The sequence below is a fragment of the Algoriphagus sp. TR-M9 genome, assembly GCF_027594545.1.
Classification (GTDB): Bacteria; Bacteroidota; Bacteroidia; order Cytophagales; family Cyclobacteriaceae; genus Algoriphagus; species Algoriphagus halophytocola.
On record NZ_CP115160.1, the window covers coordinates 1,353,453 to 1,369,539 of the forward strand.

Here is a 16,087-nt window from a genome sequence, read left to right on the forward strand (position 1 = left end):
CGTCACGTGCGTAGCACGAACGATGAAACCGCTGTTGCACTGACTGTCCCGTATAGCGAAGCGAATCGGGAGCGGGAGTGAGGTAGAACACCCATCCGGCCTTAAATCCGGAAACCACTTTATTCTGAATCTGATAGTAAAATGATAGCAGAGCCGATCGCTCCCGAGAGCTAAGTGATTGGGGAGAGAGGTGAGGCAAGGAAGGCAATTAAAAATTGATAAGAATAGTAGGGTAGTACATGGCGTTAAGAAATGATTCATAAATCCTTTTAGTCTTGGGCCAGATTGTAGGGTCGGCAAACTTCACCCAGTTCCGACTAACGATGTGACTATACTCAGACGGGGACTTTTCTACAATACTGGTGCGGCCGTGGGCGAAATTAGTTCGTCAAAAACGATCCAATTAGAAAATCACCCTATTGAATGATTCACCTCATTGACGAGTCAGTTAGAAAAAAGCTCAATACCAAGTACCAGAACTTCTCTGGAGCCTAATGTTACCGTCCACATTCCCCAACCCATAGCATTGTGCACACAGCGTGTGCACAATTGGAAGTCCATATCACCTGTTCTGGCGTATTTCTTAAATAGAACTCCTAGAAATATGCTATTCCTCTTAAAAAGTGACAAAATGCCTTTTCTTAGGGCTGAACTTTTATATCTTTAATACTTAAATGATTTTCGGAATTTTTTCAATTTAAAGTGAGCTCAGTTTTTTGGCTTGCCGGAAATTCCGATCCAAATTCAGTAATCTTAAAAATTCCCATTTACCCAATGGCTAAAAAAGCAGCCCAAAAGAATCAAAAATCCATGGAGGAAACCCTCTGGGATTCAGCCAATAAATTAAGAGGAACGGTAGAGAGTTCCGAATACAAACACGTAGTACTGGGCCTGATATTTCTGAAGTTCGCTTCCGATAAGTTTGAAGAACGAAAGGCCGAACTGATCGCCGAGGGCAAGGAGAAATACCTGGAGATGAAGGAATTCTACAATATGAAGAACGTCTTCTTTCTGGCTCCTGAAAGTCGCTGGAACCATGTCATAGCCAATTCCAAGCAGGATGATATCGCGCTGATCGTGGATACTGCCCTGCACACCATAGAGAAAAACAACCCCTCGCTGAAAGGCGCTTTACCGGATAATTACTTTTCCCGACTGAATCTGGATCCCAGCAAACTTGCTGCGCTACTGGATACCATCAACAACATCGACACCGTAGGAGACGAAGAAGAGGATGTGGTGGGAAGGATTTACGAGTATTTCCTCGGTCGCTTTGCGGCAGCAGAAGGAAAAGGCGGGGGAGAATTCTATACGCCCAAGTGTATCGTAAATCTGATCGCCGAAATGCTGGAACCTTACAAGGGAAAGATCTACGATCCCGCTTGCGGTTCGGGTGGGATGTTTGTGCAGTCGGTGCAATTCGTCAAAAGCCATCAGGGCAATACCAAGGATATCTCCATCTACGGACAGGAATATACCGCAGTAACTTACAAACTGGCCAAGATGAACCTGGCCATCCGTGGCATCTCTGCCAATCTGGGCGATGTGCCTGCCAATACTTTTTTCAAAGACCAGCATCCTGATCTTAAGGCCGATTATATCATGGCCAATCCCCCCTTCAACCAAAGTCAGTGGCGGGAGAAAAGCGAACTGGAAGATGATTCTCGCTGGGCGGGATTCACCACGCCACCGGCAGGGAATGCCAACTATGCCTGGATTCTGCATATGCTAAGCAAGCTTTCCGAAAACGGAACGGCTGGCTTTGTACTTGCCAATGGCTCCATGAGTACCAATACCTCCGGAGAGGGAGATATCCGTCGGGAGTTGATCGAAAAGGATATTGTGGACTGTATGATTGCCTTGCCTGGACAGTTATTCTATACCACACAGATTCCGGTTTGTCTCTGGTTTGTAACTAAGAACAAGAATAGAAGACCCCATCCAGAAGATCCGGAAAAGGAATTCCGGGATAGAAGGGGAGAAACCCTCTTTATCGATGCCCGCCAACTCGGCAGCATGATCGACCGCACCCAAAAAGAACTCACCAAAGAAGACATTGCCTACATCGCAAATACCTATCACACTTGGCGCAACTCCCCGGAACCCGTCATTGCGAGTGACGAAGGAGCGAAGCAATCTCTAACCCGAGACGTCATTGCGATCCCGACGAGTCGGGAGAAGCAATCTCAGGATGTCAGCCTGAGCGGAGTCGAAGGCTACCAAGACATCCCCGGCTACTGCAAATCCGCCACCCTTGCCGAAATCGCCGCCAACGACTACGTCCTGACCCCCGGTCGCTATGTAGGCGTAGCCGATGAAGAAGACGACGGAATACACTTCGAGGATAAGATGACTGAACTCACTGCCACGCTGAAAGGACAACTGGAAAAAGCCAAAGCCCTGGATCAGGCTATTTTGGAGAATTTAAAGGTGCTGGGATATGAGTGAGTGGGAAGAAATAAGCTTAGGTAAATACTGTAAAGTACAAGGTGGATTTGCTTTTAAAAGTAAAGATTTTACCGAAAAAGGAATTCCTGTAGCTAAAATCAAGAATGTCAAAGAAAGGGACATTGATTTAACTGATTGTGGTTTTGTAGATGAAAATTTAGCAAACACTAATTCAGATTATTTTGTCAAAAATGGTGACGTCTTAATTTCTATGACGGGATCAGGAATGAATGCTCCAAATTCTATCGTAGGAAGAGTAGCAAGACATATAGGTTTAGATAATGCATTTTTAATTAATCAGAGGGTTGGTCGATTCCTTATTAAGGATAAAGATCGATTAGATAAGCATTTTCTTTTTCATTATTTAAGTCCTAGAGAACGCCAATGGGAATTGGTTTCAATTGCTACAGGAAGTGCGAATCAGGTAAATATAAGTGGGAAACAAATTGAATCTTTAAAAATCAATCTTCCCCCTCTCCCAGAACAAAAAGCTATAGCCCATATTTTAGGGACTTTGGATGATAAGATCGAGCTAAACCGTCAGATAAACCAAACGCTGGAAGCCATGGCGCAAGCCTTGTTTAAAAGCTGGTTTGTGGACTTCGATCCCGTGATGGATAACGCACTGGCAGCAGGAAACGAAATCCCCGATGAATTGCAGGCTATGGCTGAGAAGCGTCGTTCCGTCATTGCAAAAGGTAACGTCATTGCGAACTCCGACGAAGGAGGGGTGAAGCAATCTCATCAGCTCCTGGACACCAACCCCGAACTCGCTGCCCAATTCCCTTCTTCTTTTGTCTATAATGAGACACTGGGGAAATGGATTCCTGAAGGGTGGGAGGTGAAAAGAGCGGAAGATATTTCTAAAATTACAATTGGAAAAACACCGCCTAGAAAAGAGCAACATTGGTTTGAAGAAATTAAAACTGATTCCAATTTCATTTGGGTCTCCATTAAAAATATGGGGAATTCAGGAATGTATATTTCAGATAGTGATGAGTATTTAACAGCAGAGTCAGTTGAAAAATTTAATGTAAATAAAGTCCCAGCCGATACAGTGATTCTTAGCTTCAAAATGACTGTCGGAAGGGTTGCAATCACCACCAAAGAAATATGTACCAATGAAGCAATTGCTCATTTTTCAAAGCTCAAAGTCTCTCTCTTTTCAGGATATATTTACCAGTATTTGAAGATTTTTGATTACGATGGACTTGGGAGCACCTCTTCGATTGCTACAGCGGTTAATTCAAAACTCATCAAACAAATGCCTTTTCTTGTTCCAAAGAAAAAAGTATTAGATGAATTCAAAATTTCCGTTTCCAAACTAAATGAAAGAATACTTGCAACTCAAAATGAAATCGAAACCCTTACAAAACTTCGAGATAGGTTATTGCCGGAGTTGATTAGTGGGAGGGTGAGGGTGCCGGAGGGGTTGATTTTAAAATCTTGAGTACTACAAAATTTAAATAGGATCAATTTTTAACATAAACTTTTTATCAAATGCACATTGAAAAATTAGGAATAATCAACTACCGAAGCTGTCAAGACCTTGTGATAGATTTTGATTCCGCTGTTCCAAATGTATTTATAGGAATAAATGATTGTGGGAAATCCACAATTTTGAAAGCGTTAGAATTATTATTAGGAGAAAAACCCAAATACAATGCCATTGCAGAGGGTCAAAATCGAAATGATTTATCGAACACTCAAGTAAGTGAAGGATCATTCGAAAATATATTTAAGGCATTTGGCATTCCAATTCCTCCATTTGTTCCTGATACCACCTACATCATTGGGAAACTTTCATTTACAGAAAAGGAAGAAGAAAATTTTCAGTCTGCCAATCTAACCCCAGGGTTACAATGGTGTCTCGAAAATTCTGAAAAAGTCATTTATCTTTTTAAATCTTTCACAGGAAGTCAATCTAAGCTATTCCTGTTAACGAAGGAAGATAAAACTGGAAGTCAATTATGGTTGAAAAATCAAGCCGATCTAAATAAGATAATTACTTCTCTTAAAGTTTCGGCAGAAGATATTAAAAATGAAAATGGGAAAGGTCGGTATTCAAATTTCGAAAAGCTAAGGGCAGTATATTCTAAACTTGGTACCGAATTAACGTGGACTGAGCATAAACTTGGAAAAGATGATAAGGATATTCTCCCAGAGTTTAAATATTTTGACTGGAACTGTTCATTTGAGGATATAAACTCACTTGCTGATTCCATTATGAAGGAACACATAGAGGTTCATCTAACTCCTCTTAAAGAAAAAGCAAGAGCTGCTGCCGAATTGGCAGAGGCTGAAATCAATAAAAAATTTGGAGAATTAAGTGACACGATTCGATCTGTTGCTAAAGGAGTGCAGAATATAAATTCAAAAGTTCATTTTGATGTCAAAGAAAAGATTTCTGACATTATGGTTCAGAAATCGAGCAGTGATGGTCCCATCCATTTAGAGAATCAAGGAGAAGGGCTAAAAAGGCAAATTTGGTTTTCTTTAATTAAATCAAAAGCTGAAATTACCCCTGAGGAGGGAATTAACAAGTTTATTTGGGCCTTTGATGAACCCGAAACTCATCTCTATCCATCTGCCCAACGTGAGTTTTTTGATATTTTAGGTAAAATTTCGAAGGGTAATGTGCAAACCCTGATTTGCACACATTCCACAGTTTTTATTGATAAATCAAAAATGGATTCCATTCAAAGTGTAACCCAAAAAGAGGTTGGATACTCTGAAATAAGTAAGTGCGATGACGTTGATTCAGTTTATTCAAGCCTTGGAGTAAAAAACAGTGATTTCTTATTTTTTGATAAATTCTTAATTGTAGAAGGAGATACCGAACAGCATTTAATACCTCAAATGTTTGAGTTGTATACAGGAGAAACCTTTTTGGATAGAAATATTCAATTGATCAATATTCAAGGGAAAGACAAATGGACCCAAAACAAAGCAATTTTAGATGGGATTATGAGAGGATTTAAAAAGTCGGAAGATCAAATCATTTTTCTTTTTGATAATGATATGAAATTTGAGATTGGGGAATCAGTGATAACAGAAAACATGTTTTTTGTTGGTTCCCAGGATATTGAAGATTCCCTTGAGTCCTCATTTTGGGCTGAGGTTTTGAATGATAAATACCGAGATGAGCTTGAGTTCATAGAGCAAGAAATAGAAGACCTAAAAGCTGAAATTCCAAATAATCAACGAATTGCTTCCAATCGGAAGTTTTATAAAAAATTAGATTCACTTATAGTTAATAAGTGGAGAGAAGCAGGAAAGGATATTGACGAATTGGTAAGGATTCCTTCAAAAGGAAAAGAATCAGCAGATTTTCTAATGACTTGTATTACAAGTTCTGGGAGAATTCCAGATAAGATTAAAGAAGGATTTGATAAACTTATTGAGGCATAATTGAAAATCCCTGAATCCAACTTATCCCAATGACCGAACGCCAAAACATAGAATGGAAACAAAGCTGGCATGACGATTACCTAAAATGGGTATGCGGTTTTGCCAATGCCATCGGTGGTGTCATTTATATTGGGATGGATGATGATGGTCATGTAGTTGGGCTTTCAGGTTATCAGAAGCTCCTAGAAGATATCCCCAATAAGATCCGTAACTCCATGGGGATCATCTGTGACATCAACCTATTGGAAGAGAATTCCCTGAAATACATAGAAATCAAAGTCAATCCCTATTCTGTACCGGTGTCACTTCGCGGTAGATACTACTATCGTTCAGGCAGCACGAAGATGGAGCTGACCGGAGTAGAACTCAATGAGTTTTTGCTGAAAAAAGCAGGTAAGACTTGGGATGATGTGATTGAAGAGGGAGGCTCAATCGATGACATTGATGCACAAAGTATTGAGAAATTTGTTTTGGATAGTCAAGTAATGGGACGATTGCCGGATACTGAGAGATTGGGCACCTTTCAAATTCTGGAAAAACTCCAACTTGTCGAAAGCAATAAATTAAAACGGGCCGCCTTCGTGCTTTTTGGAAAGGATCCTTCAAGATTCTATCCTAACCTCGAAGTTAGAATTGGACGTTTTGGAGTCGATGCCGCTGACCTGCGCTTTCAGGAAGTGGTAGAGGGGAACTTGGTTAAGATCCTTGATCAAGTCCCAATTCAACTAAATAACAAATTTTTGGTTCGTCCTATTACATTTGAAGGAATGTATCGAATTGAAAAAGACAGCTACCCAAAAGCAGCAATCCGGGAAATGCTTCTCAATGCGTTAGTTCATAGAACCTATATGGGGGCACATGTGCAACTTAGGGTCTATGATGATAGGCTTACCATATGGAACGAAGGTACTCTTCCCCAAGGCCTAAGCTTAGATGACTTAAAAATAGAACATCAATCTCGCCCCCGTAATCCAAAAATTGCCAAGGTATGTTTTATGGCTGGCTATATCGACACTTGGGGCCGGGGCACCTTGAAAATTCTAGATGCTTGCAAAAAAGCAGGTCTTCCAGAACCAGACATTAAAGAAACCAATGGAGGTATGGCTTTCACACTTTACATGCGGAAAGATGAAATTACTTCGGGAGAGATTCGGAATGATTTCGGAATGATTTCGGAAAGAATCCGGAAAGAATTCGGTTCAATTACCCATCGAATGGAAAATGATTCTTTAGTAAATAAGGACTTTTTCCAAGGACATTTTAAATATTTCACCGATTACCTTGAGGAAAACTTCGGAATAAGTTCGGAAAAGCTTCGGAAAAGCTTCGGGATAAGCTCAACGGGCAAATTGCCAAATATTTCTTATACCTTATTTATTATTGCCCTTTACCCTGAAGTGACTGCAGTGCAAATAGGTAAGATGCTAGATGTATCAGATAGATCAGTGGAAAACTATTTCCAAAAATTAAAATCAGAAGGAATGATTGAAAGAGTGGGCGGAAAAAAAGAGGGAAGTTGGCAAATTAAGCGAAGTAGGAAGCAGAATTAATGGTAAATGGTTAATTATTAATGGTTAATGAGATGCGAGAGAATGTAGTAAAGGATAAAAGTTTTGGGTTTGCGGTTAGAGTGGTTAAGCTTTATCAGTTTTTGTGTGAGCAGAAAAAGGAGTATGTGCTTTCAAAACAACTGCTGAGAAGTGGAACTTCAGTTGGAGCAATGGTTCGGGAAGCCGAACATGCTGAAACAAAGAACGATTTCAAACATAAAATGGGCATCGCCCAAAAGGAAATAAACGAAAGCATTTACTGGCTTGAACTATTGCATAAAACAGATTATTTGACCTCAGACCAATTTGAAAGTATGAACGCAGATGCAGTCGAAATCATCAAAATAATCACAGCCATACTAAAATCTGCAAAAGCCAATTAACCCTTAAATAATTGTAAATGGTTAATTATTAATGAGGTGCAGCCATTAACCCTTAACCCTTAACCCTTAACCATTAAGCATTAACCCTTAAAAAATGAAATTCACTGAATCCCAACTTGAACAGGCCTTTATCTCGCTTTTGGAAGCGCAGGGTTATCCCCATGTGAAGGGAGAGGATATTCTAAGAGGGAAGGAAGAGGTGTTGATCACCAAAGATTTGCAGGGGTTTCTTCAGAAGAAGTATGCAGATCAGAAGATTACTCCAGTGGAGATCTTTGGAATAATCCGGGAATTGGAGAAGTTGCCTGCTTCGGATCTCTATGAGTCGAATAAGACCATTATGAACTGGGTGCGGGATGGCTTTCTACTGAAGCGGGACAACCACAAGCTTAAGGACATATTTATCTCCCTGATCGACTACGAGCATCCTGAGAATAATAGCTTCAAGATCGTAAATCAGCTGGAGATTCAGGGATTCGAAAAGCGTATCCCAGATGGCATTCTCTATGTAAATGGTTTGCCACTGGTGGTTTTTGAGTTCAAGTCCTCCATACGGGAGGAAGTGAGTTTGCATTCTGCCTATGTGCAGTTGACTACTCGATATAAGCGGGATATCCCGGATTTATTTAAGTACAATGCCTTTTGTGTCATCGGGGATGGGGTGAATACCAAGGCAGGAAGCTTCTTTGCTCCTTATGAGTTTTTCTATGCCTGGCGGAAGATCGCGGGTTTGGATCAGGAGATCGATCCCAAGACTGGCCTCTCCACCAAGGTGCATGGCATAGACTCCATTTACACGCTGATCCAGGGAATGCTGGACAAGCATAGACTCTGTGACATTATCCATAATTTTATTTACCTGCCAGATAGCTCCAAAAAGGATGAGAAGATTGTTTGCCGCTATCCACAGTACTATGCCGCGACCAAGCTGTTTGAAAATATCAAGCTGCATCAGCTTCCCCATGGAGATGGGAAGGGAGGAACTTACTTTGGGGCCACGGGTTGCGGGAAGAGTTTTACCATGCTCTATCTTACCCGCTTGCTCATGAAAAGTATGGACTTTGCCAGTCCGACCATTGTGTTAATTACAGACCGCACCGATCTGGATGATCAGTTGAGTACCCAGTTTACCAATGCCAAGGGTTTTATCGGGGATAATGTGATCAAGTCTGTGGGAAGTCGGGCAGAGCTGCGGGCGGAACTGAAAGGAAGAAACTCCGGCGGAGTCTTCCTAACTACCATTCATAAGTTTAATGAGGATACCGAACTGCTGACCGAGCGAAGCAATGTGATCTGTATTTCCGATGAGGCACACCGCAGCCAGACCAATCTGGATCAGAAAGTTCGGGTGACAGAAAAAGGAGTGAAGAAAAGTTTTGGCTTTGCAAAGCACCTCCATGATTCCCTTCCCAATGCCACCTATGTGGGCTTTACCGGGACACCAATTGATTCGACCATGGATGTGTTTGGGGAGATCGTGGATTCCTATACCATGACTGAGTCGGTGATGGATGAGATCACCGTGCGTATAGTCTATGAAGGAAGAGCAGCGAAGGTCTTATTGGAAAACCAAAAGCTTCAGGAAATCGAGAAGTATTATTCTAGGGTCGCAGAATCCGGTGCCAATGAATACCAGATCGACGAAAGCAAGCGGCAAATGGCACAAATGCGGACCATACTAGGTGATCCGGGGCGGATAGAAGCTATCGCAAAAGACTTTGTCAAACACTACGAAACCCGGATAGAAGAGGGAAGTACACTTTTGGGTAAAGCCATGTTTGTCTGTAGCACCCGGGAGATTGCTTACCAGCTCTATCAGGAAATCATTGGATTGCGACCTGCTTGGGCAGAAATACTTACCGCGGAGGAAGGAGTGGAGCTAACTGAAAAAGACCGGAAAGAACTCAAGCCTATGGCTCGGGTGAATATGGTAATGACCCGGACTAAAGATGATGAGAAGGATCTGAGGGATCTTTTAGGAACCCAGGATTACCGAAAGGAACTGGATCGGCAGTTTAAAAATGCCAAAAGTAATTTCAAGATCGCCATTGTGGTGGATATGTGGCTTACAGGTTTTGATGTGCCGTTTTTGGATACCATGTACATTGACAAACCACTTCAGGAACACAGTTTGATTCAGACGATTTCCCGGGTAAACCGGAAATTTGAAGGGAAGTCAAAAGGTTTGGTGGTGGATTACATCGGGATCAAGAAGCAGATGAATCTGGCACTGAAGCAGTATTCCACGATTGACAGCCAGAACTTTGAGGATATTGAGCAGTCCATCATTGTGGTGAAAGACCATGTGGATTTGTTGGAAGCCATCTTTCATTCCTTTGATTACAAGCAATACTTTACGGGTTCGCCCTTAGAGCAGCTGAATACCCTGAACAAAGCAGCCGAGTATGTTCAACTCACACAAAAGCTGGAGAAGCGCTTTATGAATCTGGTGAAGCGCATGAAGGCAGCTTATGATATCTGCTCTGGTTCGGCGGCATTTACCAATACTGAAAAGGACAAAATCCATTTCTTTATCGCAGTGCGATCCATCGTCTTCAAACTCACCAAGGGCGAAGCTCCGGATACCGATCAGATGAATGCCAAGGTGCGGGAAATGATACAGGAAGCCATCAAAAGTGAAGGAGTAGAGGAAATTTTTAAGCTGGGAGAAGACGAGCAGAAAGAAGTGGATATTTTCGAGGCAGACTACCTGGCCAAAATCGATAAGATCAAACTTCCCCATACCAAAATCAAATTGCTTCAAAAGCTATTGGCCAAAGCCATCGATGATTTCAAGCGGATCAATAAGGTAAAGGGCGTGGATTTCTCCAAAAAGATGCAGCATCTGGTGGAGAAATACAATGAGCGGAAGGAGGATGATGTCTTGCGTAGTGAGGTATTGGAAGACTTTACCAATGAGATTATCGACCTGTATTATGCGATGAAGAAGGAGAAAGATTCTTTTGCAGAGCTCGGTATTGACTTTGAGGAAAAGGCATTTTATGATATTCTCAAGGAACTGGCCAGAAAGTATGACTTTGTCTATCCCGAGGATAAGCTGGTTCATCTGGCCCAGCAGGTCAAAGATGTGGTGGATGATAAAGCTAAGTACACCGACTGGAGCAAGCGGGATGATATCAAGGCAGAGCTGAAGGTGGATTTGATAATCCTATTGGCTGAAAATGACTATCCGCCCGTTGATCGGGACGAAGTGTATAAGGAGATCTTTGAGCAGGCAGAGAATTTTAAGAAGTATAAAAGATAAGTGTTGTGATAGCTCTTTTAGAAGCTTTAAACGAGGTAAAAAATGAGTAGAATACCCAAATCCAATAATATCCCAGCAGATTATAGTGATTTACTGCAGCTTGCAGTTACTGAGATCAGAACAGCCAGGAAGGTTATCGCTAAGCAAATAAACAGTTCAACGAATTCTGTTTATTGGAATCTTGGCAAACTATTGTTTGAAAGACAAATAAAAGAAGGTTATGGAAGCGGAGTGGTAAAACAATTATCCGTGGATCTCAAACACGAGTTTCCTGATATGGGGTTGTCTCCACGCAACCTGTGGGACATGAAGCGTTTTTATGAGCGATATACTGAGGCAGATACAAAACTGCGACAGCTTGTCGCAGTTTTGCCTTGGGTGCATCATCTTTTACTTGTAAACAAAGTAAAAGATGATGTGGAGATTGCCCTGCAGGATATCAATAAACCCATAGGCGTAGCAGCATATCAACTGTTACTCCCAAAAGAGCAGCTGCAAACGCTGATTGTAGATGAAATAAACAATTCTGAAAAAGAGTAATCTTTGGTAACTGGTTTTCCTCCAAACTCCAAGGTAAGTGCTCTTCCCGCTCACTTATCTTCTATTTTTAGGAATAATACCCTAGGACTGAGCGTTTAGGATTAGTCCAGTAGGACCGAGGGTGAGGAAACAGTCCGGTGGACTGTTTTAGTGAAGAAGCCAGACTGCGGGAAGGCAAATCCCAACCAGCCCCGACTAACGATGTGATCAGACCTAGAAGGAGGTTGATCCGGCCTGACTTAGGTGAAAGTAATTAGATGCTATAGGCTGATTATATCTAATATTTTTACTCCAAAAATGTAAATGGTTTACATATTTGGAGTAAAAATAACCATATTCAGTATTTTTCGTTGTATTTTTGTATACTCTTTTACGAGTAAATAAATAGCGTTAGTCTTAAAAGCACCTAGATGATACTCAACTTTAGTGTCCAGAATTTTGGCCCGGTGAAAGAAAAGCAAATCCTGACTTTTGAAGCGGATAGCTCCTCTCATTTGGAAGATCAATATGTGATTACTACCCAAAGCGGCATCCGGGTTTTGAAGCTTGGTCTTATTTATGGAGCCAATGCTTCTGGGAAGACTACCATCCTTCGGGCGCTTGATTTTCTAAGAGATCTGGTCTTGGAACCGGAGGAAAAGAAAACAGCGCAACTTAAATTTTCTCCTTTTCTATTCGACCAGGAAACACCGCGTAACCCCTCAGTTCTTTCCATTGAATTCATAACAAAGGAGATCAAGTATGCCTATACAGTAGAATTCAATAAAAATGCAGTCTTAACCGAAGAGCTGACTTACTACAATCCGAACAAAGCCAATATTTTCCGACGTACTACGGATGTTGAAAACCAGTTTGCAGAAATCAAGTTTGGAAGTAAGATAACGGTAGATAAAGTGTATAAAAAGACACTGGAATCAAATACCCTGTGGAATAATACAGTTCTGGGAGGATACTTAAAGACGAATATTCAGATCAATGAATTGAGGAATGTGGCTGACTGGTTTGAGAAGCAACTCAAGCCCCTGGTATTGACTAGTACCGAGTTGGATACCTATATTATGGGTAAAATCAGTGATAAAGAAATCGGGAAGAGCGATATCACAAAAATCCTGCGGAGGGCTGACTTTAATATCTCTGATATTGTTATTGATGAGAAGGAGGAGGATATTCCTGATGGATTAATGGAGATTTTGAAAGAAAAGTTGAAAAACAAACAGGTGGATTTTAATGAATTGAAAAGCAGAGGGAAGGTGACTGCTCTAAATTTAGAATTTGAACATACAGTAGATGGTTCCAAGTATTCCTTACCGTTTTTGTCTGAATCTCAGGGAACTCAGCGGTATTTTGGGTTTGCAGGACTCTTGGCTTTGATGATCAAGGGCTCAGTTATTTTCCCGATTGACGAGCTGGAGACTTCCTTGCATCCTGATCTGTACAATCATTTTATCCTTTCATTCCTGATGAATACCAAGAACTCCCAGTTGATTGCCACTACTCACAACCGGGAGATTTTGGACAACAGGGATATTTATAGAAATGATGCGATCTGGTTTACCGATAAAAAGGAGAGTAGCGCTACTGAGCTCTATTCCCTGGCTGATTTTGATTCTTCTGTAATCAGAAATACAAGCAGTGTATATAATGCCTATAAAATAGGGAAGCTGGGAGGTGTGCCAAATACCGGAGACTTCTATATCGATCTGACTGATGAGAAATAGAAGGAATATTCCTCTCAGGGGGAAACCTAAGGTAGCTGTAGTGGTAGATGGAGAAACTGAAGCCTGGTATCTGACCATGCTCAATAGAAATGAGCCCAATGCCAAGTTTCAGATCAAACCTGAAATCCCTCAAATAAAGTCCCTGTCAGATCAATATGATAAGGTACAAAGTCTGGCTAAGGACTATGACACGGTAGTATGGATGATCGATATGGATGTGATCTTGAAAGAAACACGAGAGGCAAAAAAAGGTCAGCCTAGACCGCTCGATGAATTTTTGAAGTATAAGGGCTTTTTGGATTCAGTTACGAATGTCACTGTTATTATTAATCAACCATGCATGGAATTTTGGCTCTTGCTCCACTTTGAATTCACTCAGGCTCCTTTCGATGATTGTGCAAGAGCGGAGAAACGTCTGGTAAAACATTTGACAGATTATGCCAAAACACAGAAATATTACACCAGAGAGGGGGATGATATCTATCTGAAGTTAAAAGAGAAGCTCCCTACTGCTATAGGGCATTCCATAAAATTCAGTGAGTTTGATCCTGAGAATCCGGATAGAGGACATTCTGGTATGCATAAGTTTTTTGAGATTTTAGGATTGTCTTGACTTAAGCCACATAAGCATAAGCCTGGGAAATGATCGGTGTTAATCTTTGATCAGCACCTTATAAGAAAAGTTTTAATGTGATTTTTATTTTTGATTTCTGAATAAAATGTCCAGTTTTTTTTTAAAAAAACTGGACATTTTACTGCTTTTTACAACCTGGATACTTCATGAAAATCACTGATTACATAGCAGGTAACATCGATGGGCTCCCTAAAGGGTATGTGTCCACTTTGACTGATTTTATGGGGGAGGTGAAAAGAAAGGTGGCGGTGATCAAAGCACTAGATATCATGTTTTTTTAAGAATAATCAGCAAGCATGCCTTTAGGGGGAGAAAGTAAACCTTAATCTTTTGCTAACATATCAAGTTTTGACTTGCAAAAAGGGTGGAATTGCGACCCCTTTTGCAATTAATTACACAGAGAAAATACCCAATGAATCACCTCATTAAGAAGTGGCTTTATAAGGTGGGTAATTTTGTAAACAGACCAAAAAACACCACAATCCCTTCACATTTTCTCCCATTTCCCCAAAAAATACCCTGTACATGGTATGTTTTCCTATCAATTTATTCCTTTTCTTGCAGGTAGTCTTTAGTTTTTGAAAACAACCAACCTACTTCTTACTCTTTAGCCCATCTGGAGCAGAGCCGATCACCCTCTCTCTTTAGGAGAGGGCGGGGGGTGAGGTAGAACACCTATCCGGGCTTAAATCCGGAAACCATCAAACACCTTTAGATTCTGAAATCTTGATGATAGTACAAAATAAGCGCCTTCTCCTAAAGGAGAGGGAAGGGGGTGAGGTAGAAAAGCCAATTGCAAATTGATAAGAATATCAGGGTGGAATTACAAATCCCACCCTGATTTAACTTGGATTGACTACTCCCGGTGGGGGTTATAACAAAAGAACTGAAATTTATACACACATGAGCCAGAAAAGTCTCCAAAAGGAAAAAGCCCATTTGATGACCTTTAAAAATAAATGATACCAAAGGTATACATGTCCATCCTTTTTTGGGTGGATATGTATACTAAAGGTGCATAAATAAATGAGTTGTGCTTAATTTGATAGAACATTAAGAATAAAATGAATATAGAAGAAATATATAATGAAATTGATTTAAAGAAAGCTGAACTTGATCCTCAAATTGAAGACTTATCTAATAAAATAAACAGATTCACAAAATGGGCTTGGGCTTTTGTTATAATCGGTTTTGTTGTTGCTGGTTTTGGAATACTTTGCTATTTATTTCCTTGTATATCTGGACAACTAACACTAAATGAATTGGGAGATTATTTGTCTGGAAGTGTTGCTTCAGCTTGGTCTTTAGCTGGTTTATTTTTTATTTATGTTGCTTTTATAGGACAAAAGCAGCAATTAATTAATCAACAAATTGAAATATTATATAGTCAAGCCGAGATAAAAGCGACACGATTTGAACTAGAAGGGCAAAAAGAGCAATTAATTGAGCAAAACAAAACTCTTAGACAGCAACGCTTTGAAAATACTTTTTTTCAATTAATAAATAACCATAACTCAATAGTTGATTCTATTGATTTAAGAAGATGGAGTCAAAAAACTAATTCTTATAGTATTTCTTCGCAAGGTAGAGATTGCTTTGAGGTATTTTACAACAGAATTAAATCTGAATGCAAAGATGATTTTACAATAAAGAACACTCTCGATGCTTATATGGAATTTTATCATCAAAATCAGGCTGATTTAGGCCATTATTTTAGAAATATGTATCACATATTAAAATTAATAAAAGAGACTGATTTCATAACTAATAAAAAAAGGTATTCAAGTTTATTAAGAGCTCAGCTTTCAAGTTATGAACTAGTTCTTCTTTTTTATAACGCACTTGGAGTTTATGGCGTTGAGAAATTTAAACCTCTGATTGAAGAATATTCGTTTTTAAAAAATTTAGATTGGAGTTTGATTTTCGACTCAACTCACATTGACGAATATGATAAGGAAAAAGCATTCTAAATAAAAACTAAGCACAATCGAGTAGACGGCTTCGCTAACCATTAAGCTAGCGAGGTGCGCCTCTCACACCACCGTACGTACGGTGGTTCACAGGATTGTAGGTTGCGCCCGCCCGGATGACCCAGTCGGACGGGATTTGAGGAAATAAAAAATCGAGCATCCTAAATT

The 16,087-nt window shown here is 40.4% G+C and carries 11 protein-coding genes; all 11 read left to right on the plus strand.

From position 1 onward, the window contains the following. Positions 1 to 774 precede the first annotated feature (774 nt). A complete protein-coding gene (locus PBT90_RS06010; protein WP_270132051.1) occupies positions 775 to 2,448 on the plus strand; it encodes a type I restriction-modification system subunit M in 1,674 nt (557 codons plus the stop codon). Next, the gene (locus PBT90_RS06015; protein ID WP_270132053.1) at positions 2,441 to 3,898 is read left to right on the plus strand and encodes a restriction endonuclease subunit S; all 1,458 of its coding nucleotides are present in this window, start codon (positions 2,441 to 2,443) and stop codon (positions 3,896 to 3,898) included. The genes PBT90_RS06010 and PBT90_RS06015 overlap by 8 nt, the downstream gene beginning before the upstream one ends. A 50-nt stretch (positions 3,899 to 3,948) precedes the next feature. Continuing rightward, positions 3,949 to 5,859: an ATP-dependent nuclease gene (locus tag PBT90_RS06020; RefSeq protein ID WP_270132055.1), complete on the plus strand. Its 1,911-nt coding sequence runs from the start codon at positions 3,949 to 3,951 to the stop codon at positions 5,857 to 5,859. A gap of 29 nt (positions 5,860 to 5,888) precedes the next feature. Then, complete coding sequence (locus tag PBT90_RS06025; RefSeq protein ID WP_270132057.1) at positions 5,889 to 7,409, plus strand: ATP-binding protein; 1,521 nt, start codon at positions 5,889 to 5,891, stop codon at positions 7,407 to 7,409. 32 nt (positions 7,410 to 7,441) lie between these two features. Then, the gene (locus tag PBT90_RS06030; RefSeq protein WP_270132059.1) at positions 7,442 to 7,792 is read left to right on the plus strand and encodes a four helix bundle protein; all 351 of its coding nucleotides are present in this window, start codon (positions 7,442 to 7,444) and stop codon (positions 7,790 to 7,792) included. Between the two features lie 94 nt (positions 7,793 to 7,886). Then, complete coding sequence (locus PBT90_RS06035; RefSeq protein WP_270132063.1) at positions 7,887 to 11,057, plus strand: type I restriction endonuclease subunit R; 3,171 nt, start codon at positions 7,887 to 7,889, stop codon at positions 11,055 to 11,057. 42 nt (positions 11,058 to 11,099) lie between these two features. Next, positions 11,100 to 11,597 (plus strand): DUF1016 N-terminal domain-containing protein, encoded by a 498-nt coding sequence (locus tag PBT90_RS06040; protein WP_270132065.1) that lies wholly within the window; start codon positions 11,100 to 11,102, stop codon positions 11,595 to 11,597. Positions 11,598 to 12,007: 410 nt separating this feature from the next. Continuing rightward, positions 12,008 to 13,315 (plus strand): AAA family ATPase, encoded by a 1,308-nt coding sequence (locus PBT90_RS06045; RefSeq protein WP_270132067.1) that lies wholly within the window; start codon positions 12,008 to 12,010, stop codon positions 13,313 to 13,315. Then, positions 13,305 to 13,928, plus strand: a complete 624-nt coding sequence (locus tag PBT90_RS06050; protein WP_270132069.1) for an RloB family protein — start codon at positions 13,305 to 13,307, stop codon at positions 13,926 to 13,928. The genes PBT90_RS06045 and PBT90_RS06050 overlap by 11 nt, the downstream gene beginning before the upstream one ends. Before the next feature lie 167 nt (positions 13,929 to 14,095). Then, positions 14,096 to 14,230: a hypothetical protein gene (locus tag PBT90_RS06055; protein ID WP_270132072.1), complete on the plus strand. Its 135-nt coding sequence runs from the start codon at positions 14,096 to 14,098 to the stop codon at positions 14,228 to 14,230. A gap of 783 nt (positions 14,231 to 15,013) precedes the next feature. Then, complete coding sequence (locus tag PBT90_RS06060) at positions 15,014 to 15,919, plus strand: putative phage abortive infection protein (protein WP_270132074.1); 906 nt, start codon at positions 15,014 to 15,016, stop codon at positions 15,917 to 15,919. The last annotated feature ends 168 nt before the right edge of the window (positions 15,920 to 16,087 follow it).

Excerpts from the sequence above, each read along its gene's own strand:
- PBT90_RS06040 (WP_270132065.1), top strand. The coding sequence starts at position 11,100 with ATGAGTAGAATACCCAAATCCAATAATATCCCAGCAGATTATAGTGAT.
- PBT90_RS06045 (WP_270132067.1), top strand. The coding sequence starts at position 12,008 with ATGATACTCAACTTTAGTGTCCAGAATTTTGGCCCGGTGAAAGAAAAG.
- PBT90_RS06010 (WP_270132051.1), top strand. The coding sequence starts at position 775 with ATGGCTAAAAAAGCAGCCCAAAAGAATCAAAAATCCATGGAGGAAACC.
- PBT90_RS06025 (WP_270132057.1), top strand. The coding sequence starts at position 5,889 with ATGACCGAACGCCAAAACATAGAATGGAAACAAAGCTGGCATGACGAT.
- PBT90_RS06035 (WP_270132063.1), top strand. The coding sequence starts at position 7,887 with ATGAAATTCACTGAATCCCAACTTGAACAGGCCTTTATCTCGCTTTTG.
- PBT90_RS06030 (WP_270132059.1), top strand. The coding sequence starts at position 7,442 with ATGCGAGAGAATGTAGTAAAGGATAAAAGTTTTGGGTTTGCGGTTAGA.
- PBT90_RS06060 (WP_270132074.1), top strand. The coding sequence starts at position 15,014 with ATGAATATAGAAGAAATATATAATGAAATTGATTTAAAGAAAGCTGAA.
- PBT90_RS06050 (WP_270132069.1), top strand. The coding sequence starts at position 13,305 with ATGAGAAATAGAAGGAATATTCCTCTCAGGGGGAAACCTAAGGTAGCT.
- PBT90_RS06055 (WP_270132072.1), top strand. The coding sequence starts at position 14,096 with ATGAAAATCACTGATTACATAGCAGGTAACATCGATGGGCTCCCTAAA.
- PBT90_RS06020 (WP_270132055.1), top strand. The coding sequence starts at position 3,949 with ATGCACATTGAAAAATTAGGAATAATCAACTACCGAAGCTGTCAAGAC.
- PBT90_RS06015 (WP_270132053.1), top strand. The coding sequence starts at position 2,441 with ATGAGTGAGTGGGAAGAAATAAGCTTAGGTAAATACTGTAAAGTACAA.